This is a genomic window from Microbacterium sp. TS-1, from assembly GCF_000509385.1.
In the GTDB taxonomy this organism is placed as follows: domain Bacteria; phylum Actinomycetota; class Actinomycetes; order Actinomycetales; family Microbacteriaceae; genus Microbacterium; species Microbacterium arborescens.
Window position 1 is genome coordinate 1,147,362 of record NZ_BASQ01000001.1, and the last position, 17,806, is coordinate 1,165,167.

The window sequence follows — 17,806 nt, forward strand, 5'->3', positions numbered from 1 at the left end:
ATGGGCTTCATCCTGTCGCTGCAGACGCTCGAGAAGAGCGAGGACGAGCACCGCACGGTCCTGGCCAGCACACTGAGCATCGGCCTGTGCCGGAGCACCGTGTCGACCGCCTGCTGACCGGGCGCGAACCACGCGAATCGCCAAGCAGAAGGGCCCCCGCTCAGCGGGGGCCCTTCTCGATGTGGCGAGTGAGGGATTCGAACCCCCGAATGCAATGCAGTCTGATTTACAGTCAGATCCCTTTGGCCGCTTGGGTAACTCGCCAGTGCGCACCCGCCCGGCTTGTGCAGTCGACCGGAGGCGCGAGAACCCATATTACCCCCTGTGACCGCGTGCTCCGAACCACGGCGAGAGCCGTCAGTCGTCGCCTCCGATGACCCGTTCGACGAAGGCCTCGGTGCGGTGGCGCGTGCCGTCGATCCGGCGATCGACGCTCGCGCGGATCTCGCTGGGCGCGAGCGGTCCGGCGATCCGCACGTTGTCGTGACATCCGAGGTCGGCGCAGATGTACGTGCCGATCGTGTCACCGGCATCGCCGGCGGGCCCGGCCTTGCGCGCACTGAAGAGGGTGACCTGGTCGCCGGGCTGCATGGTGTGGCAGAGGTTGCAGAGCGCGGAGCGCGCACGCGAGCTTCCGGATGCCGCGCGCATGACGACTCCGGCCGGCGCACCCTCGCGCTGCGTGATGACGTATCCCCGCTCGCGCGAGTTCGGATCCCGCCACGCGAGGAAGTCGAGGTGGTCCCAGTCGAGCAGCATGAAGTCGATCGGCATCGCCATGATCCGGCGGTCGTCGACCGTCGCGTTGACGAACGAAGCGCGGACTTGGTCTTCGGTCAGAGCTTGCACGCGTTCCAGCCTACGAAGCGCACGGCATTAGCGGGCCGCGTGCGCGGACGCCCTCCCGCGGTCACTGCGATGCCACCCATGCCTGCCAGTCGGCCTCGGTGAAGTCGGTGCTGTCGACGAAGAATCCGCCGCCGAGGACTGAATCCACCGCCATCGTCCAGGCCGACCCGTCATAGGCATCGGCGTAGGCGTAGAACGACCCCGCGGCGTCGTACGCGAGGTTCGCGTCCTTGCTGCGCAGCGCCTCGTCGGTGAAGGCCCCCATTCCCTGCGCGGCGATGGCGGCCTTCACCTCGGGCCGGAGGTACCCGGGATCGGCGAGACCCGATTTCCATTCGACGAAGCGGGCGAAACCCTCGTGGACCGCCACGGGCGGTGCGATGAACGACCCGGGCGCCGCTGTGTAGTGAAGGCCGTGTGCGAACTCGTGGACGAACACTTGCTCGCGACCCGTCGCGCTGCCCGGGCCCATCACGATGAGCGTTCCGGAGGTGTCGGATCCCGTCGCGATCACGGGGTCGAGGAAGCGCTGCGCGATCTGCGGTCGGAGAGTCGGACGGGCGTAACCGGCGACATCCATGTCCCACGGCGTGCCCTTGCCGTACTGCCAGCGCTGGAAGCGTTCATCGTCGTCGGTGATCGCCGATACGAAGCCGTCCTGCGTCGGCTCGCCGCCGAGGGCGCGGATCGTGTCGAGCGCGATGACGGCCGATCGCTCGGCCGCATCCGCGTTCTGATCGACCAGCTCGGCCTCGTCGCTCATCCCGAAAAGGACGACGTGGTCGCGCTTGGCCACGTGGATCTCACCCTCGTCCCACGGGTTCGGCTCGCGCGCGGGGACGATGGATGTGATCGTGGCGGGCTCGGGCGGTTCCGTCTCTTCGTACCGATCGAACGACCGACTGGGGACGGTACCGGGCTCGAAGGTGACGGTGTAGGCGAAGCCCTGAATGAGGTCGAGACCGGCGTCACGGTCACCGTCGCCTCGCTGCGGCTGCGCCGCGAATGCATACTGAGCGCCGAGGATGACCTCGATGGTTCCGGTCTCGTCGACGTCGAAGTCCGACGGCGCGATCGCCGCGACATCCCACCCGATCTTGGTGGAGTTGTCCCACCACAGCGCGAGCTGCGTCGCCGCGTCACCCGTGGCGTGAGCGAGGAACCGCTCGCGATCCTTATCGCGCATCGCGGCGTTCATCTCGGCGAACGTGGCGCTGGTGGGAGTCGCCAGGTCGTTGTCAGCCCACGGAGCCCACGCGACCGGAACATCGGCCGTCGGCCCCGCCTCGGGCGTCCGCGGCCACAGCACGACACCTGCGGCGGCGGTCATCAGCAGCGCGCCGACGCCGAGGGAGGCGATGACGATCTGCATCGTGCGCGCCGCACGGTTGCGCGGCTTCCGCTCCGGCGCCTCGGTGGCCGGCGCGGGGGTGGTGTCGGTCATCGGGTCTCCGCCTTCGAGATGAGGATGATGCGGCGTTCGGAGTCGGTCGTCAGTTCGCCGCCGACGCCCGTCGAGGCGAGGACGAAGACGTAGTCGGTCCCGCCCGAAGAGATCAGGTACTGCTCGAGGGGTGCCGGAGTGTTGGGATCGTTGTGCCACCCCATCAGATCGGTCAGCGGCGCAGCCTGGCCGACGACGGGGAACCCGGCGGCGAGGGCGTCGATGTCGATGCCGTCGTCGAAGGAGGTCGAGGTGCCGCCGCTCAGGCAGACCGCGGCCAGCACACCCTCGGTGCGCGCGATCTCGGACATCTGCGACAGCACGACGTCGGAGGTGTAGCACGCCTGATCGAGTCGGGCGGGCTCGAAGCTCGTCGTCGCGACGACCTCTCCCTCGTACGCCGCCGCCGATGCCGCGCCGGTCACCCGCCAAGGCCCGATCGCGGTCGGCGTCTCTCCCGGTTTGAACGCCGACGGAACGTCGTCACCGTAGTAGTAGGGCCGGGTCAGCCAGATCTCGCGGGTCGAGGTCGCCGTCTGCGACGTGCCGTCGACGGTGAAGGTGTAGGTCATGTCGACCACTGCTTTGGCAGTGTCCGCGCCGCTGGGCGACTCGTAGCCGGCGGTGCCGTTGGTTCCATAGAGGATGCCGCGCCGGTCGTACTCGATGGAGAGGTCGAGCACCTCCGCGGCGCGCGCGTCGCCGAACAGGGGCGTCGCCGACCCCGAGATCGCGATGTAGCCGGGCGAGGCGTACTGCGTCCAGCCGGGCTCGTCGGCTGTGGCGGCGGCGAGGAAGCCGTCGACGACATCCGGCGCCTCCGAGGTCGCGGCCGCGTTGGCCGAGACGACGGTCCAGCCGACGAACCCGGCTGCGCCGCCGACGATGAGAAGAGTGGCCGCCAGCAGGATCCACGTCGCGCGCGTCATCACCTTCTGCCCGGGGTTCTTGGGCGCGGGCGCGGCAGCGGGGGCCGCCGGTGCGGCATCCGGCGCCGTCTGCTCCGCCACGGGGTAGGGCGAGACGTGATCGGTCCATCGCTGGCCGTCCCAATACCTCAGCTGCTGCTGTCCCGATGGGTCGGGATGCCAGCCGGCCGGCGCGGTCGGAACAGAGTCCGGCACGTTTTTCACACGTCCCCCTTGCCCCGGCCGCGAGCACCGCCGGTTCGAGACGATGCTATTGGCATGCGCGAAGTGGCTCGTACACCTGCTTTTCCGCGCCGGATCTGCTAGTCGTGACAGACACCCTCGGCGTCAGATGAACCAGCCGTTCAGGAATCCGGTCCCCAGCAGCACCTGCCCCCAGCCGAGGACCAGCGCGACCACGGGCCACCCGTATCCCCCGCCGTCACCGCGCGCCGCGATCAGCCCGATGATGCCGAGCACGCCGCCGAGGGCGCCTGCCGCGATCGAGATCGGCAGGGCGATGAACAGCATCCATCCCCAGAGCGGATCCACGGTGTACCCGAGGATGAACACGACACCGACCGGAAGGATGCCGATGCCCGCGAGGATCGTCGCGGCGATTCCCCACCCGCGGCCGCGGCGCCGGGGCCGGTCGGCGGGCTCACTCGTCATGGCGCGAGCCTAGCGTCCCCCGGCGCGAGGCTACGGGCGCGGCTAGAGTAGCGGCATGGCAGATTCCTCGTTCGATATCGGGCTCTCTTACCCGAGACCGACCGCCGAAGCCACCAGACGTCCGTAGCCGCGTCGAGTATGCACTGGCTATGCGGACCAGCCTGAGACGGTGGTCGTTCGCCGGCAACGTCGCCGCGGAGCGCTGCGCGCCGCTCAACGACCCGGGACAGGGAGCCGGCACCGCGATGTTGCAGCGCTCGCCGTCCCGCCCGGCCGCAGCGCGGTGCCATAGCTAGCCGCCACGAGCGCGAAGCTCGCATTCGGCATCTAATCGGCGACGAGCGCACGGACCGTACCAGCCTCCGCCCGGATCGCCTCCGATGCGAGACGATGGCCGTGACCATGCCATCGCGGCTTCCCTCATCATGGTTTCAAGGCGCGCGTCCGCCTACTCAACAATCGCCCGCGCGCGCCGCCGACATCAGAAGCGACTTACAGCGTGCGCTCCTGGACAGCGTCCTCGACACGATGGAGAGCTATCGATTTCATTCGAATCGCGGCCGTAGACGGGACGGCGGCTGCGAACGTGAAGCCTCTACTTCTGACGGGAGGCGCCCCTGTCCTTGAGCTCGTTCCCGGCTCGCACCACTCTGTCTAAAGCAGGCGGTCGAAACCCTCTGCCACGGATGTCACCCTCTCGATACAGTCCTCAAGGTGGGAGGAGTGCACCCGGCGGAACTGCAGCTGGACCGGATCCCAGTCTCCCTCGTGGGCGATCTGGTTCCTGCGGTCGTACAGCAACTCCAGCTGACGGCGCTCGCGGTCTGGGCGCGAACCCACCGCGAAGCAAAAATCCCTCCAAACATCGCCGGGATCGTCACCCCAGGCCAGGACGGCTTCATCGATACGTCTGGGGGCAACGAGAGTCTTGAATGTGAGCCTCATCCGGATGAAACTCTCGCCCACGGGTCCCCCCACCTCAGCGGCTGTGACTGACCCCAAATAGGAGGCGACCCGAGCATCGTCTGGAGATCCTCGAAGCGCGGCGGCCCGAAGCTTCTCCGCACTTCGCTCGTGGAAGTATGTGTCCAGCGCGGCAACGGCGAGCACGTACGCGCTGCGCCGCAGAATCGGGGCGACGTCAGGCTTAGACGAGCCCACTTCCTCGGCGACCCCCTCGATCTCGGCCACTTGGCTTAGCAGGCGACGGAACGTGAGCAGCGCTTGTGAGCTCACGATGCACTAGCAGCGGAGGCAGACAAGGCGATTACGCGATCCGCCATCGCCTCGAAGATGCGGGTGAGGCTCCGGATTTGGCTCCGCGACCCATCCAGGACCACCCCGACTTGGCCGAGCTGCTCGTCTGTCAGTGCAAAAACGGGCACGTGATGCTCCTGCGACTTTGGTAGCAAGCTGTTGAACTCCTGAACCTGACCCAGCACACCGGACGGGGGGATGCCCGCGGCCTCATAGTCGTCGGGCGGGAACGTTAAGCCCGCCGCGTGAAGCGCAGGCACAAACTGCTCCTGCGAGGCGCTCGCGACCTTATCAATCCACGCCCTGAACGGACCGGTGGGGGTGCCGTACGGTTCGTCTTCCGTAGGTGACCTGTAGAGCCGGTACCTCTGAATCACCAGACCGGCGAATTTGAGTCGAGGGTCCGGGAAGGGGTAAGAGGCGTCTCGAAGCACCTCGTTCGCTGAGGCTTGCTCCGCCCAGCGAGCCCACCTCGGTAGCACGCGCTGGAGCGACTGAAGCGCCATGATCGAGAAGAAGTCGGGAGAGGTGGGCACAAGAAGCAGGTCACTTACGGTGACGAGATTCTGATTCAGGGCGCCAAGGCTGGGACTCATGTCCACGATCACATAGTCAGCGTTCAACGCTTCCGCGGTCTCTCGCAGCAAGAAGTACATGGCTCCGGGAAGGTTGCGGAGCGCGGGCATCGACCCCGCTAGCTCCTGCGCGATGCCCAGCGAGACCTCGTACTCGCCGAGCCGGAGGTGTCCTGGCAACAAGAAAAGGCCCTCTCGGCCCTCGACGGGCAAGCAGTCGACAGCTTCAAGCACGCGGGGCTCCGAGTCGAAGGCTGGCTTCAGGGCGCCGAACAGCGTGCGGTTGAAATTTTCCTCCCAGAAATCTTCGGCGTTTTCCTGCGTGACCCCGAACTGACGACTCTCCTCATCATCGAAGTCGAGAGTCGGGGTGTCGTCCTCCGGCCATTCTGGGTTCAGGCCCAACACAAAGCCCGTGAGGTTGCACTGCGGGTCCGCATCGACCATGATCACGCGCTTGCCCTTCTGCGCGAGCATCCAAGCGAGATTGAATGTGGTAGTGGTCTTCGACACGCCACCCTTGTGGTTGAAGACGGAAATGATTTCAAAGGTCACAGTCAGAACCTAGGACCGTACTTGCAGCCGGTCAATAGGCCTGACTCAAATACGCCCGGTGCTGCTTGGCCGCAGACGTCAGGCGACGCTCCGACCCACACGCTACGGGCTCGTCTTTCGAGAGGACTTCACTCGTCCACTGATCATCAGTCCTCAGACCTCGGTCGATGGAACGCGATTAGAGACTCCGCAGGGACGACGAGGCATTCGGCTCGTCGCTCACTACTCGCGCCTTTAGCCAAGCTGGAGAGTTCGACGCCGACCTGGGATGCCTATCGCCCTGTCGGACGGCGGTCTCTTCTGGGCAAGGCACACCGACACCGCCGAGAGGCTACGACGCCGAAGCGAACCAGCAGAATCGGTTTCGAAAGGGCACGCCCGCAGATTGAGTAGCTCAGCGATGATGTTGCGCGGTTCGCTGATCTCCGCGCCGGGTTCGGGCGATAGCCGCGGGCACGGCGCGACGATCGAGAAGGGATGTCTTCGCGTGGGCGCCATGTCGATGTTGCGCACCTACGTCAGCTCGCGCCCGTCAGATCCCCGGAATTCCGCGGATGTAGACTCACCTTCATGGCCGCAGACTCTTCATTCGACATAGAGCCCAACTAACTGTCATTCGAAAAGGCGCGGACCCGAGGGGTGCCGCGCCTTCGTCGTTTCGTCGGCGTCCGCCTCCCACGCGGGCACGAGACGCCAGCGCTGCGCGCGCTCGCCGTGGTGCTTCGCGGGGCGTACCTCGATACGGGCCACCAGCCGCCGCAGAACTGCGTTCCGGGTCTGAGAGGTCATCCCCGGCCAGAGCCGGGCGAGGTCCTCCGCATCATCCGCACGATCCACGGCCGCCCCGAGGGCCTGACCGCCGCCTGGGACGCCACGAAGGACCGCGTCCGCGTCGAGCGGTCCGACTTCCTCTTCTCCCCCGCGACGGGCATACTCCGGGCCTCGACGGCCTCGGACGACGACGTCGACGCCGCGCTGCGCCGCTTCGTCGCCGCCTGAAAGCCGAGGTAGGGCGGCGACGCTTCAACCCCGGGCGGCGTCAGCCAAGAACCGGCGCACGAGCTTGGCGCGCGCTTGCTTGTCTTCTTCCGTGCGTTCGGGAGATAGAGCCCGATCGATAATCACTGACCGGATTCGTTCCCCCTCTTGCGCCAACGCTTCGACCTCCCCGATGATCGCCTCCTTGGCTGCGAGTTCGTCAGCCTCACGTACTTGCTCACGAATCTTCCGGCGCAGGGCCTGGTACTCCGCACGCGTCTCCCAGCTGAGGTCTCGGCGCTCTAAAATCGTGCTCACCTGAGCGACCTGCCGGTCAAACTGTGAGGCGAGGATGGCCGAGCGCAGCCGGTTTGTCGCCGCGACGAGCGTCTGAGCGCGGAGCCTTCTGAGGACGTCATCTATCGCATCCACCTCGCGGCGCGCCCGCCTCTGGTCAGCGTACGCCCTCGACCACGGCCGTACCCTCGGCCCTCTGCCCCACAAGATCAGGAACGAAGCAATCGGTCCGACCGGCGTAAAGACCACCAGCAGGAGCCCATTGACCAGGGCCGCGAAAGCGATCCATGCGTCTGTCTCGCCGGACAGCCCTATCTCGCTCGAGGGTTCCTTCATGAGGGAGCGCAGCGCCAAGAGGACGGCAGTCGCTAGTAGTACCCAGGTCAGCCCCAGCCACCATCCCATCAATGTGCGGACCCACGGCTTCGCCTTGTTGCGCTTCCTACTGAATCGTCGGGCAAATGATCGCGCTTCGATCACGAGGGCGAGGGCAAGCACGGGAACGATCTGGGCGATCGCTCCCCAATACCCGCTCATGTCCTGATATGTCATGCTCGGCCCCATGACGCCCAATTCTGCCGTAGCGCCGCCGTCTGGGGCCGACGCAGGCGGTTCGGATCGCGAACCGGCGGCAGATGCGTGAATATGGGTTACATGGACAGCTTCGACATCGTCAGCAAGATCGATCGCCAGGAGGCCGACAACGCGCTGAACCAGGCCCGCAAGGAGGTCGAGCAGCGCTACGACTTCAAGGGCACCGACGCCTCCATCGAGTGGTCGGGCGAGTCGATCCTCATCAAGGCGAACTCCGAAGAGCGCGCCAAGGCCGTGCTCGACGTCTTCCAGACGAAGCTCATCAAGCGGGGCATCTCGCTCAAGAGCCTCGACTCGGGCGAGCCCACCGCTTCCGGCCGCGAGTACCGCATCGTCTCGACGCTGAAGGAGGGCATCTCGTCGGAGGATGCCAAGAAGATCAGCAAGATGATCCGCGACGAGGGCCCGAAGTCGATCAAGTCGCAGATCCAGGGCGATGAGCTGCGCGTGCAGTCGAAGTCGCGCGACGACCTGCAGGAAGTGCAGCGGATGCTGAAGGCCGCCGACCTCGACGTCGACCTCCAGTTCGTCAACTACCGCTGAGACTCGGCGCCGACAGACCCCACCAGCACCGCAGCTCAGCGGCGCGGGGCCGTCGACGCGCGCGGGATGAGGGTCGGTAGCGCGCGCACGATCTGCGGCGTCGCGGGATCGGTCGCTAGCAGGATGTCGAGAGCCGACGAGGCGATCTGGTCGAATGGCGTCCGCACCGACGTCAGCGGCACGGGCAGGCGTGACACGAGCGGGATGTCGTTGTACCCGACGATCGAGAGGTCCTTCCCCGTCTCGAGCCCCAGGGATCGCGCGACGCTGAGCACTCCGATCGCGAGATTGTCGTTGGCCGCGAAGATCGCCGTGGGACGAGAGGTACCGCCCAGGAGCGTCTCGGCGGCCTCCATCCCGTGGTCGAGGCCGTAGCCGACCGCCATCACCCGCTCCTCGGGCAGGTCGACGCCGGCTTCAGCGAGAGCGCGGTTCGCGCCGCTGCGCCGGTCGCGTCCGCTCGAGGTGAACCAGGGGCCCGTGACGACAGCGATGTCGCGATGTCCGAGGTCGAGCAGGTGCCGCATCGCGAGATAGCCGCCGGTCTCGTCGTCGCCGAGCGAGGCGGGGCTGACCCCGTCGGTCCGCAGCGCGAGCACGTGGGGGATGCCGCGCTCGCGCAGCGACGCCGGAAGCGAGTCGTCGATGCGCGCGGTCGCGAGGACGAGCCCGTCGACGTTCCGGTCGAGCAGGGTCTCGGTCGCGCGGCGCTCCTCGTCACCGTCGTCGCCGCACGTCGCGACGACGGCGAAGTAGCCCCGCTGCCGCGCGGCCCGCTCGACCGCCTCGAACATGAGCGCCATGACCGCGTCGGTGAGTCTGGGCACGAGCACGCCGATGGTGCCTGTGGCGCCACGTCGGAGCCCCGAGGCGAACACGTTGCGGCGATAGCCGAGCTCTTCGGCGATTGCGCGAACGCGTTCGGCCGTCGCCGACCGGGAGGGCGGAGTGCGATCGTCCAGGATGCGGCTCACGGTCGAGATGCTGACACCCGAGGCCGTCGCCACGTCTTTGAGCGTCACGACGTGTCTGATGTTCCGGTCGCCCTCGGCCATGTCCTGCCTCCCTCGCCGAGCCTACCCGTGACACGCACGGCGGCGAGAACCTTCCCGAGAACGTTCCCGAACCGCTTGACATCGATGGCGAGCAGGGCCAAACTGCAAACGTTCCCGCAAACGTTATTGGTTTCGGGATCAGCCAACCGGCACCTCCCGATCTCGACGACGAGACCTCACCCAAGGAGACGACATGGTCCTCGACCTCCGCGGACTCAACCCCGCCCCCGTCACCCCGTTCACCGTCGACGGCGACGTCGACTACGCAGCCATCTCGCGGCTCGGCTCGTGGCTCGGATCGATCGAGGGGGTGAAGAGCCTGGTCGTGCTCGGCCACGCCGGCGAGGGAACATTCCTCACCGAGAAGGAGCAGCTCGACGTCATCCGCGCCTTCCGCGACTCCGTCGAAGACCGGCTGCCGATCATCGCCGGCATCACGAAGGAGGGCAACGCCACCGCCGCGCTCGAGGCGAAGGATGCCGCGGCCGCCGGAGCGCGCGGCGCTCTGGTCTACCCCTCGCACGGCTGGCTGCGCTTCGGATTCCAGCCCGGCGCGCCGCAGACGCGTTACCGCGCGATCTGGGAGGAGTCGGGGCTCGAGGAGATCCTCTTCCAGTACCCCGACAACACCAAGGCTTCGTACGACCTCGACACCCAGCTCGAGATCGCAGGCCAGGAGGGCGTGAACCACACCAAGAACGGCGTCCGGAACATGCGTCGGTGGTACACCGAGATCCCGGCACTGCGCGCGGCGTACCCTGACCTGCAGATCCTGTCGTGCCACGACGAGTACCTCCTGCCGACGATGTTCGACGTCGACGGCCTGCTCGTCGGCTACGGGAACATCGCGCCCGAGCTGCTGGTCGACCTGATCGCCGCGGGCAAGGCACGCGACTACGCCGCTGCCCACGCCATTCACGAGCGCCTGCTCCCGGTGACGAAGGCCGTCTACCACCGCGGCTCGCACATGGAGGGCACCGTCGCCCTGAAGTGGGGCCTGGTCAACCGTGGCATCCTGGACCACGCGACGGTCCGGGAGCCGCTGCTGCCCCTCCCCGCCGGCGCAGACGCCGAGATCGCCGCGGCCTTCGCCTCGGCCGAGCTCGGCAGCGTCACCGTTCCCGCGTAAACCACCACGGGCGGCCGGACCCCGCATCCGGCCGCCCTCCCTCCACCCCGTTCCGCTCCCCGACGCGTCGCAGCGCCGGCTCGAAGTCAATGACGACTGCGCGGCATCCCGCCGCCCTCCGAAGGAGTCTCCATGAGCGACCGCATCACCTCACGTCCCCCCGCCACTCCCGCGACCGGCCACGGCCGGATCTCGACCGAGACGGTGCGGAGCATCGTCGGCAAGAACCCCGTGCGACGAACGTTCTGGCGTCGCCTCGCCCTGATCGGCCCCGCATTCGTGGCGGGAGCCTGGCAGTTCGGTCCGGGAAACCTCACCACCGCGATGAACGCGGGAGCAGGATACGGCTACGCCCTGATCTGGGTGATCATCGTGTCGACGCTGCTGATGGTCTTCTTGACCGACATGAGCGTGCGGCTCGGCATCCGAACGCCCGTCTCGCTCATCTCCTCCATCAAGGACAGCCTCGGCCGGTGGACCGGCGTCGCAGCCGGCATCGGCGTCTTCCTCATCGCCCTCTGCTTCTCGGTGGGAAACGCCGTCGGATCGGGAGTGGGGCTCGCGATGCTGATCCCGGGCAGCTCGCCCGTCATGTGGACGGTGATCTGCACGGTCGCCGTCGCGACCATCCTGCTCATGAAGGGCATCTACGGCATCGTCGAAAAGGCCTTGATCGTCATCGTCGCGATCATGGCGTTCTGCTTCATCGTGTCGGCGTTCGTGTCGAACCCCGACTGGGCCGCTGCCGGCCTCGGGCTGATTCCCGTCGTCCCCGACGGAGCCTGGTTGCTCATCATCGGGCTCGTGGGGACCAACTTCTCCATCAACGCCGCCTTCTTCGCGTCGTACGGGACCAAGGCCCGGGCAAGGTCCGAATCGGAGTACCGCGACATCACGATCGTCGACACGATTCCCGGCATCGTCGCCCCGGGCATCATGACCGCCCTCGTCATCGTCGTGTCCGCGTCCGTGCTGTTCGACACGGGCACCCCGGCTCCGGGAGCCTTCGTCGGTCTCGCGCGCATCTTCGAGCCGGTTGCAGGACCGGTAGGCACCTGGATCTTCGCGCTCGGCTTCTTCGGTTCGGCGTTCTCGTCGATGATCCCCAACTGCATCGCCGGCGGCACCCTGCTCTCCGACGCCCTCGGACGCGGGGCATCGGCTGAAACCATCACCGCTCGGCTGGGCAGCGCGTTCATCCTCGCCTTCGGCATCGCGATCACCGTCGCGTTCGCCGGGTCGTCGCCGATCGAGCTGATCGTGCTCGCTCAGGCCCTCACGGTGCTGTTTGCTCCCTTGCTGGCCGCCCTGATCATCATCATGGCGAACAACCGGGCGCTCATGGGCCCGCTTCGAAACCGCTGGTGGCAGAACGTACTGGGTGTCATCGGCTTCGTCTCGGTGCTCGCCCTCTCGATCCGATTGCTCATCAGCATCGTCGCGGGCTGAGCACTCACCGGTCGAGGCCGCTGACGAACGACACCAGTCGGTCAGCGGCCTCGGCGCGTGCGGGCGCAGCCGAGAGGAAGACATCGTGCAGGGCGCCGTCGATGCGGGCGATCGTGACGGTGGCGGCGATGCGGGTGGCCGCGCGCGCGATGTCGTCGACGACGAGCACGGAGTCGGTCGAGGTCATCGTGTCGTTCCACCGCAGCGGCGAGGTCGACCGCGCCGAGAGCAGCACGAGAGCCGGGGCGCCGACGTCGACCCCGGCCGCGACACGCGCGTGCCCCGCGATGACGGCGGCGAGCCATGCCGGATGCGTCGGGAAACCCTGCTCGGGTCGCCAGCCGTCGGGAGCGTCGGGAAGGCTGCCGACCTCGCGCTGAGCCCGCGTGTAGAACCCGAGATCGACCACGGGATGGGCGCCACGCGGGTCGAAACGGGCCCGGACCTCGACGAGCGGCGCGACCGCCTGCCGCCCGAGGGGGCCGAGCTGCAGCTCGAGCCAGGGGCTGTTCAGCACCACGGCCGCGGCGCGTCCCGGGTGACGCGCTGCCCACAGGGTGAGCGTCAGTCCGCCGGTGCTGTGCCCGAGGAGCACGAGCCGCCGGCCCTGACGCGCGGTGTCCATCACAGTGAGCGCGGCCTCGATATCGTCGTCGTACACGTCGAGCGAGGTGACGTAGCCGCGCGCCTGACCGGGACGGATGCTGCGCCCGTACTTCCGCAGGTCGAGCGCGTGGAACCGCGCGCCGCGGTCGGTGAACAAGCGGGCAAGATCGGTCTGGAAGAAGTAGTCCGACCAGCCGTGGACGTACAGCACGTCGATGTCACGCCACGCGCCGAAGAGGCGGAGGCCCGGATGCGGCATCGCCCGCACGAGCGTCGCGACGACCTCACCCTCGTCATCGGAGCCGAGCGGAAGCGTCGTCTGCTCGAAGCCGGGGCCCAGCAGGTCGGGGCCCCACGTCACGTCGTCCGCCCGCATGTCCCCACCCTAGGTCGTGGACATCGACGGATGCCGAGCGTCAGGCGGCGGAACTCTGCTGCGCACCTGAGCCCGAGCCTGCACCGGAGCCGGTGCGACGGGCCTCGCGCTCCTGGGCGCGCTGGAGCGCGCGCTTGCGCTGCTCGCGGGCGTCGTCCTCGAGCTTCGCCGCACGCTGCTCGTCGCGCGTGAGGTTCTCGCCCGTCTCGGGGTCGAACACGTGCAGCGAGTCGGGTGAAAACCACAGCGTCGCCGGATCGCCCGCGCGGATGTTGCTGAGCGAGTCGAGCGCCACGACGAGCTCGGTGCGCAGCCCCTCCCCGTCGAGATCGCGGTCGAGCTCGGCGAGCTTCTCGCGGACCGATTCCTCGACGTCGAACGGGATGTAGGCGTACAGCACCTCGCCGAGCCACTCGGTCATCTCGACGTCGACCTCGGCGCGCACACCGCCGTCGAGCGGACGGTCGGACGTCTCGGCATCCTCGAACGCATCGGGACGCACTCCCACGATGACGAGCTCGCGCTCTCCGATCGCGCGGCGCAGCCGGTCATCGAGCGGAACGTCGAACATCGGCAGCTTGAGAGTGTCACCCTCGACCGTGCCGTGCAGGAAGTTCATCGGCGGCGACCCGATGAAGCCGGCGACGAAGAGGTTGACCGGCTGCTCGTACAGGCCGCGCGGGCTGGCCACCTGCTGCAGCTCCCCGCGGCGCAGAACCGCCACCCGGTCGCCGAGCGTCATGGCCTCCGTCTGATCGTGGGTGACGTAGACCGTCGTCGTGCCGAGCGAGCGCTGCAGGCGCGCGATCTCGGTGCGCATCTGCCCGCGCAGCTTGGCGTCGAGGTTCGACAGCGGCTCGTCGAAGAGGAACGCCCGGGCGTTGCGGACGATCGCGCGCCCCATCGCCACCCGCTGACGCTGACCGCCGGAGAGGTTGGCGGGCTTGCGGTCGAGGTGCTCGTCGAGCTCGAGCAGGCTCGACGCGCGCCGGACCCGCTCGTCGATCTCGTCGTCGGGCACGTTGCTCGACTTCAACCGCATCGGAAAGGCGATGTTCTCGTAGACCGTGAGGTGCGGGTACAGCGCGTAGTTCTGGAACACCATCGCAAGATCGCGGTCCTTGGGCGCCTTGTCGTTCACGACGTCGCCGTCGATGAGCATCTCGCCGCTGGTGATGTCCTCGAGCCCCACGATCATCCGCAGGAGCGTCGACTTGCCGCATCCGGAGGGCCCGACGAGGATGACGAACTCGCCGTCGGCGATGTCGAGGTCGACACCCTTGACCGCCGTGAAGCCGTCGTCGTACGTCTTCACGATGTTCTTCAGCGTGATGGAGGCCATGACGTTCCCTTCGAGGTCGACGCGGCGGCGGAGATGCTGGAGGTCATCCCTTGACCGCGCCCTGCGTGAGGCCGGAGACGATCCGGCGCTGGAAGATGACGACGACCACCACGATCGGGATCGTCACGATGATGGCTGCTGCCGAGATCGCGCCGGTGGGCTGCTCGAACTGCGACGCTCCGGTGAAGAACGACAGGGCGGCGGGCACGGGACGCGCGGCGCTGGTCGAGGTGAGCGAGATGCCGTAGACGAAGTCGTTCCAGGCAATGAAGAACGCGATGATCGCGGTCGTGAAGACACCCGGTGCCGCGAGCGGCACGACGGTCTTGCGGAAGGCCTCGAACGGCGTGGCACCGTCGACCTGCGCCGCCTGCTCCAGCTCCCAGGGGATCTGACGGAAGAAGGCCGCGAGGGTCCAGATCGCGATCGGCAGCGTGAGCGAGAGGTAGGGGATGATGAGGCCGAGCCAGGTGTCGTAGAGGCCGATGACCCGCCACAGGTTGAACAGCGGCGTCACGATCGACACGATCGGGAACACCGAGACCGCGAGTGCCGTGACGAGGATGATGCGCTTGCCGCGGAACTCCAGTCGGGCGATCGCGTAGGCGCACAGCGTCGCGAGCACGACGGCGACGAAGGTCGCGATGAGCGAGATCCCCACGGAGTTGCGCAGCGCTGGCAGGAACAGGTCCTGCGCTCCCCCGCCGGGCGCGAGGATCTCGGTGTAGTTCTCGAGCGTCCACTCCTGCGGGAGCAGAGTGCCCGAGAACAGACCCGACGGCGTCTTGAACGACGTCATGAGGATCGAGAAGACGGGGAAGAGCGACCACACGAGCACCGCGATCATGATCGCGGCCCATCCGATCCGCTGCGGCCAGGTGAGCGTGCGCATCAGGAGTTCCGTCCCGTCGCCAGGTCGACTTTGAAGCCCTTGATGAAGATCGCGGCGATGATCAGGACGCTGAGGAACAGCAGCACCGAGATCGCCGAGCCGAGCCCGATCTCGAGGCGCCCGATCGAGGTGTTGTACGCGAGCAGCGACAGCGCCTCGGTGTCGTTGGCACCGCCGGTCATGATGTAGATGTTGTCGAAGATGCGGAACGCCTCGAGCGTGCGGAAGAGCACCGCGACCATGATCGCGGCCTTCATGTTCGGCAGGATGACGCGACGCATGACCTCCCATCCGGTGGCCCCGTCGACCTTCGCGGCCTCCTCCAGATCGCCCGGCACCTGGGCGAGGCCCGACAGCAGCAGCAGCGAGATGAACGGCGTCGTCTTCCACACCTCGGAGAAGATGATCACCACGAGGGAGGTGCCCTGCTCGGCGAACCAGTTGAGCTCGGGGTCGAACCCCGGAATCCAGCTCAGCCAGTTGTTGACGTACCCGCCCGAGTTGATGTCGAACGCGTAGAACCAGGCGAAGGCCGCCACGACCGTGATGATGCCGTAAGGCACGAGGATCGCGGTCCGCGCCAGACCGCGGAGCTTCTTGATCGCCCGATGCATCACGAGCGCGAGGAGGAAGCCGAGAATCAGCTCGAACAGCACGGTCACGACCGTGATGAAGAGGGTGACCCCCATCGACCGCCAGAACGCGGGGTCGCTGAGGACCACCCGGTAGTTCTCGAAGAGGACGAACGACCGCTCGTCGGGGGCGGTGAGCCGCAGGCTGAACAGCGAATCGAACAGCGCCTGCCCGATGGGATACATCGTGACCAGCAGCATGATGACGAACGCCGGGCCCGCCAGCATCCAGCCCAGTCGCCCCTCCGCACGCGCCCGAGCGGAGCGCCGGGGCCGCGCCGCCGCACTCTCCCGCGTGCTCACAGCAGACGCTCCCCGCGCAGGACGGCGAGGATGAACTCGCTCGACGTTCTCGGAGTGGTGTCGGGGTCCACCGCTGCCGGCGGGTGCCACGTGCGCTGCAGCCCGATGGAGATCTCGTTGTAGTACGGCGTCTGCGGACGCGGCACACCGAGGTCGAGCGACTCGCGGATGGTGTCGGCCATCGGGAACTCCTCCTGCACGCGAGGGTCGTCGTAGGCGGCGGCATTGGACGGCGGGTTGCCGTCGGTGACGAAGTACTCCGACTGGTTCTCAGGCTGGACGATGCACTCGACGGCCTGCCAGGCGAGGTCGGGGTTCTTGCTGAACGCACCGACGCCGAGGTTGATGCCGCCCACGGGAGGGGCGGCCGGCTCGTCGGCGTCGACGCGCGGGTAGACGGCCCAGCCCAGGTCATCGGCGATGGCGGGATCGGCACCGGTCATCGCCGGCCACACGAACGGCCAGTTGACCATGAACGAGCCCTGCTCGCCCTGGAACAGGTTCATGTTGGCGTTCTCGTCGGCGGTCGGCAGACCCGGCCCGCCGAGCCCGTCGGCACCGATGCGGTGGATGATCTCCGCCGCGGCCCGGCCCGCCTCGCTGTCGAGTCCGAGCTCGAGCTCGTCGGCAGGCGCCTCGGGGTTCTTCAGGATCTCGCCGCCGGCCGACGCGACGAGAGCGTTGATCCACACCGTCAGCGACTCGGCCAGCGCGCCCTGGACGCCCAGCCGAAGATCCTGCTCTTCGGCGACGCCGATGATGTCGTCCCAGGTGACCGGCTGCGACATGTCGAGACCGGCGGCGTCGACCACCGACTGCCGATACCAGAGCAGCTGCGTGTTGGCCCAGAACGGCACGGTCACCAGCTCGCCACCCCAGCTTGCCGAGTCGACCGCACCCTGGACGATGCCTTCGGTGTCCTGCAGGTCGCCCGGGACCTCGTCGAGGAAGCCGGGCTCGGCGAGCTCGGGGATGAACGGCGGGTCGAGGCTCATGATGTCGAGCGAGGTGTCGCCGGCCGCCAGACGCCGGGCGAGCTGTTCGCGCTGCGAGGCCGCGTCACGCGGTAGCAGCGATGTCTCGATGCGATAGGCGCCGTCCGCGGCATCCGTGCAGGCCGCGGCGATCCGCGCTTGCCCGCCGTCGTCGGGGTTGATGTACCAGGTGAGCGTGGGCACGCCGTCATCGGGGGCGCAGGCGCCGAGCGTCGCTGCGAGTGCGACCACCGATGCGGCTGCCAGGACCCGGGTCGTGCGCATCGGGCCTCCTCGTTCCGTATCGTCGCGCCCCGGCGCGCTCACGGCACCGGGCGTGCACCCATCATGGCGTCGGAGGAACGCCGCGACCACG

The 17,806-nt window shown here is 67.6% G+C and carries 18 protein-coding genes and 1 tRNA gene; 5 read left to right on the forward strand and 14 right to left on the reverse strand.

Going from position 1 to position 17,806, the window contains the following annotated elements:
- Complete coding sequence (locus MTS1_RS16410; RefSeq protein WP_114597945.1) at nt 1-117, forward strand: SapB/AmfS family lanthipeptide; 117 nt, start codon at nt 1-3, stop codon at nt 115-117.
- 65 nt (nt 118-182) lie between these two features.
- Here the strand turns inward: MTS1_RS16410 and MTS1_RS05440 are convergent.
- From MTS1_RS05440 to MTS1_RS05470, 7 genes are all read right to left on the reverse strand, one after another.
- Nucleotides 183-264, reverse strand: a tRNA-Tyr gene (locus MTS1_RS05440).
- 93 nt (nt 265-357) lie between these two features.
- Nucleotides 358-849 carry an FBP domain-containing protein gene (locus tag MTS1_RS05445; RefSeq protein WP_023952148.1) on the reverse strand — a complete coding sequence of 164 codons (492 nt, stop codon included), beginning with the start codon at nt 847-849 and terminating at the stop codon, nt 358-360.
- 61 nt (nt 850-910) lie between these two features.
- A complete protein-coding gene (locus tag MTS1_RS05450; RefSeq protein ID WP_023952150.1) occupies nt 911-2,293 on the reverse strand; it encodes a hypothetical protein in 1,383 nt (460 codons plus the stop codon).
- A complete protein-coding gene (locus MTS1_RS16680) occupies nt 2,290-3,426 on the reverse strand; it encodes a DUF2510 domain-containing protein (protein ID WP_023952152.1) in 1,137 nt (378 codons plus the stop codon). The genes MTS1_RS05450 and MTS1_RS16680 overlap by 4 nt, the downstream gene beginning before the upstream one ends.
- A gap of 123 nt (nt 3,427-3,549) precedes the next feature.
- The gene (locus MTS1_RS05460; protein ID WP_023952154.1) at nt 3,550-3,873 is read right to left on the reverse strand and encodes a hypothetical protein; all 324 of its coding nucleotides are present in this window, start codon (nt 3,871-3,873) and stop codon (nt 3,550-3,552) included.
- Between the two features lie 654 nt (nt 3,874-4,527).
- Nucleotides 4,528-5,064, reverse strand: a complete 537-nt coding sequence (locus MTS1_RS05465; RefSeq protein WP_144083368.1) for a hypothetical protein — start codon at nt 5,062-5,064, stop codon at nt 4,528-4,530.
- A 41-nt stretch (nt 5,065-5,105) separates the two neighbouring features.
- Complete coding sequence (locus tag MTS1_RS05470; protein WP_023952159.1) at nt 5,106-6,260, reverse strand: ParA family protein; 1,155 nt, start codon at nt 6,258-6,260, stop codon at nt 5,106-5,108.
- 639 nt (nt 6,261-6,899) lie between these two features.
- Between MTS1_RS05470 and MTS1_RS05475 the strand changes: the two genes are divergently transcribed.
- Nucleotides 6,900-7,259 carry a hypothetical protein gene (locus MTS1_RS05475; RefSeq protein ID WP_036304654.1) on the forward strand — a complete coding sequence of 120 codons (360 nt, stop codon included), beginning with the start codon at nt 6,900-6,902 and terminating at the stop codon, nt 7,257-7,259.
- A gap of 24 nt (nt 7,260-7,283) precedes the next feature.
- Here the strand turns inward: MTS1_RS05475 and MTS1_RS05480 are convergent, their stop codons facing one another.
- The gene (locus MTS1_RS05480; RefSeq protein ID WP_144083369.1) at nt 7,284-8,087 is read right to left on the reverse strand and encodes a hypothetical protein; all 804 of its coding nucleotides are present in this window, start codon (nt 8,085-8,087) and stop codon (nt 7,284-7,286) included.
- Nucleotides 8,088-8,180: 93 nt separating this feature from the next.
- Here MTS1_RS05480 and MTS1_RS05485 point away from each other — a divergent pair, with 93 nt between their 5' ends.
- Nucleotides 8,181-8,672, forward strand: a complete 492-nt coding sequence (locus MTS1_RS05485) for a YajQ family cyclic di-GMP-binding protein (RefSeq protein WP_023952164.1) — start codon at nt 8,181-8,183, stop codon at nt 8,670-8,672.
- A 35-nt stretch (nt 8,673-8,707) separates the two neighbouring features.
- Here MTS1_RS05485 and MTS1_RS05490 read toward each other — a convergent pair whose 3' ends face one another.
- Nucleotides 8,708-9,727 carry a LacI family DNA-binding transcriptional regulator gene (locus MTS1_RS05490; protein ID WP_023952165.1) on the reverse strand — a complete coding sequence of 340 codons (1,020 nt, stop codon included), beginning with the start codon at nt 9,725-9,727 and terminating at the stop codon, nt 8,708-8,710.
- A 193-nt stretch (nt 9,728-9,920) separates the two neighbouring features.
- Here MTS1_RS05490 and MTS1_RS05495 point away from each other — a divergent pair, with 193 nt between their 5' ends.
- Together MTS1_RS05495 and MTS1_RS05500 are read left to right on the forward strand one after the other, a co-directional pair.
- Entirely contained in the window at nt 9,921-10,856 is a 936-nt protein-coding gene (locus MTS1_RS05495; RefSeq protein WP_023952166.1) for a dihydrodipicolinate synthase family protein, read from the forward strand.
- A 132-nt stretch (nt 10,857-10,988) separates the two neighbouring features.
- Entirely contained in the window at nt 10,989-12,305 is a 1,317-nt protein-coding gene (locus MTS1_RS05500) for an Nramp family divalent metal transporter (RefSeq protein WP_023952167.1), read from the forward strand.
- Nucleotides 12,306-12,309: 4 nt separating this feature from the next.
- Here the strand turns inward: MTS1_RS05500 and MTS1_RS05505 are convergent, their stop codons facing one another.
- From MTS1_RS05505 to MTS1_RS05525, 5 genes are read right to left on the reverse strand one after another with little or no spacing between them, the layout of a single operon-like run.
- Entirely contained in the window at nt 12,310-13,287 is a 978-nt protein-coding gene (locus MTS1_RS05505) for an alpha/beta hydrolase (RefSeq protein ID WP_023952168.1), read from the reverse strand.
- 40 nt (nt 13,288-13,327) lie between these two features.
- Nucleotides 13,328-14,629: an ABC transporter ATP-binding protein gene (locus tag MTS1_RS05510; RefSeq protein WP_023952169.1), complete on the reverse strand. Its 1,302-nt coding sequence runs from the start codon at nt 14,627-14,629 to the stop codon at nt 13,328-13,330.
- Between the two features lie 43 nt (nt 14,630-14,672).
- Nucleotides 14,673-15,521, reverse strand: a complete 849-nt coding sequence (locus tag MTS1_RS05515; protein ID WP_023952170.1) for a carbohydrate ABC transporter permease — start codon at nt 15,519-15,521, stop codon at nt 14,673-14,675.
- Complete coding sequence (locus MTS1_RS05520) at nt 15,521-16,456, reverse strand: carbohydrate ABC transporter permease (RefSeq protein ID WP_036304657.1); 936 nt, start codon at nt 16,454-16,456, stop codon at nt 15,521-15,523. The genes MTS1_RS05515 and MTS1_RS05520 overlap by 1 nt, the downstream gene beginning before the upstream one ends.
- A complete protein-coding gene (locus MTS1_RS05525; RefSeq protein ID WP_023952173.1) occupies nt 16,453-17,715 on the reverse strand; it encodes an extracellular solute-binding protein in 1,263 nt (420 codons plus the stop codon). Before MTS1_RS05525 ends, MTS1_RS05520 begins: the two co-directional genes overlap by 4 nt.
- Nucleotides 17,716-17,806: the final 91 nt, after the last annotated feature.

What these genes read in the sequence shown, in the direction of transcription:
- MTS1_RS05525 (WP_023952173.1), bottom strand. Translation starts at nt 17,715, where the DNA reads ATGCGCACGACCCGGGTCCTGGCAGCCGCATCGGTGGTCGCACTCGCA.
- MTS1_RS05505 (WP_023952168.1), bottom strand. Translation starts at nt 13,287, where the DNA reads ATGCGGGCGGACGACGTGACGTGGGGCCCCGACCTGCTGGGCCCCGGC.
- MTS1_RS05480 (WP_144083369.1), bottom strand. Translation starts at nt 8,087, where the DNA reads ATGACATATCAGGACATGAGCGGGTATTGGGGAGCGATCGCCCAGATC.
- MTS1_RS05495 (WP_023952166.1), top strand. Translation starts at nt 9,921, where the DNA reads ATGGTCCTCGACCTCCGCGGACTCAACCCCGCCCCCGTCACCCCGTTC.
- MTS1_RS05460 (WP_023952154.1), bottom strand. Translation starts at nt 3,873, where the DNA reads ATGACGAGTGAGCCCGCCGACCGGCCCCGGCGCCGCGGCCGCGGGTGG.
- MTS1_RS05510 (WP_023952169.1), bottom strand. Translation starts at nt 14,629, where the DNA reads ATGGCCTCCATCACGCTGAAGAACATCGTGAAGACGTACGACGACGGC.
- MTS1_RS05485 (WP_023952164.1), top strand. Translation starts at nt 8,181, where the DNA reads ATGGGTTACATGGACAGCTTCGACATCGTCAGCAAGATCGATCGCCAG.
- MTS1_RS05500 (WP_023952167.1), top strand. Translation starts at nt 10,989, where the DNA reads ATGAGCGACCGCATCACCTCACGTCCCCCCGCCACTCCCGCGACCGGC.
- MTS1_RS16410 (WP_114597945.1), top strand. Translation starts at nt 1, where the DNA reads ATGGGCTTCATCCTGTCGCTGCAGACGCTCGAGAAGAGCGAGGACGAG.
- MTS1_RS05490 (WP_023952165.1), bottom strand. Translation starts at nt 9,727, where the DNA reads ATGGCCGAGGGCGACCGGAACATCAGACACGTCGTGACGCTCAAAGAC.
- MTS1_RS05450 (WP_023952150.1), bottom strand. Translation starts at nt 2,293, where the DNA reads ATGACCGACACCACCCCCGCGCCGGCCACCGAGGCGCCGGAGCGGAAG.
- MTS1_RS05515 (WP_023952170.1), bottom strand. Translation starts at nt 15,521, where the DNA reads ATGCGCACGCTCACCTGGCCGCAGCGGATCGGATGGGCCGCGATCATG.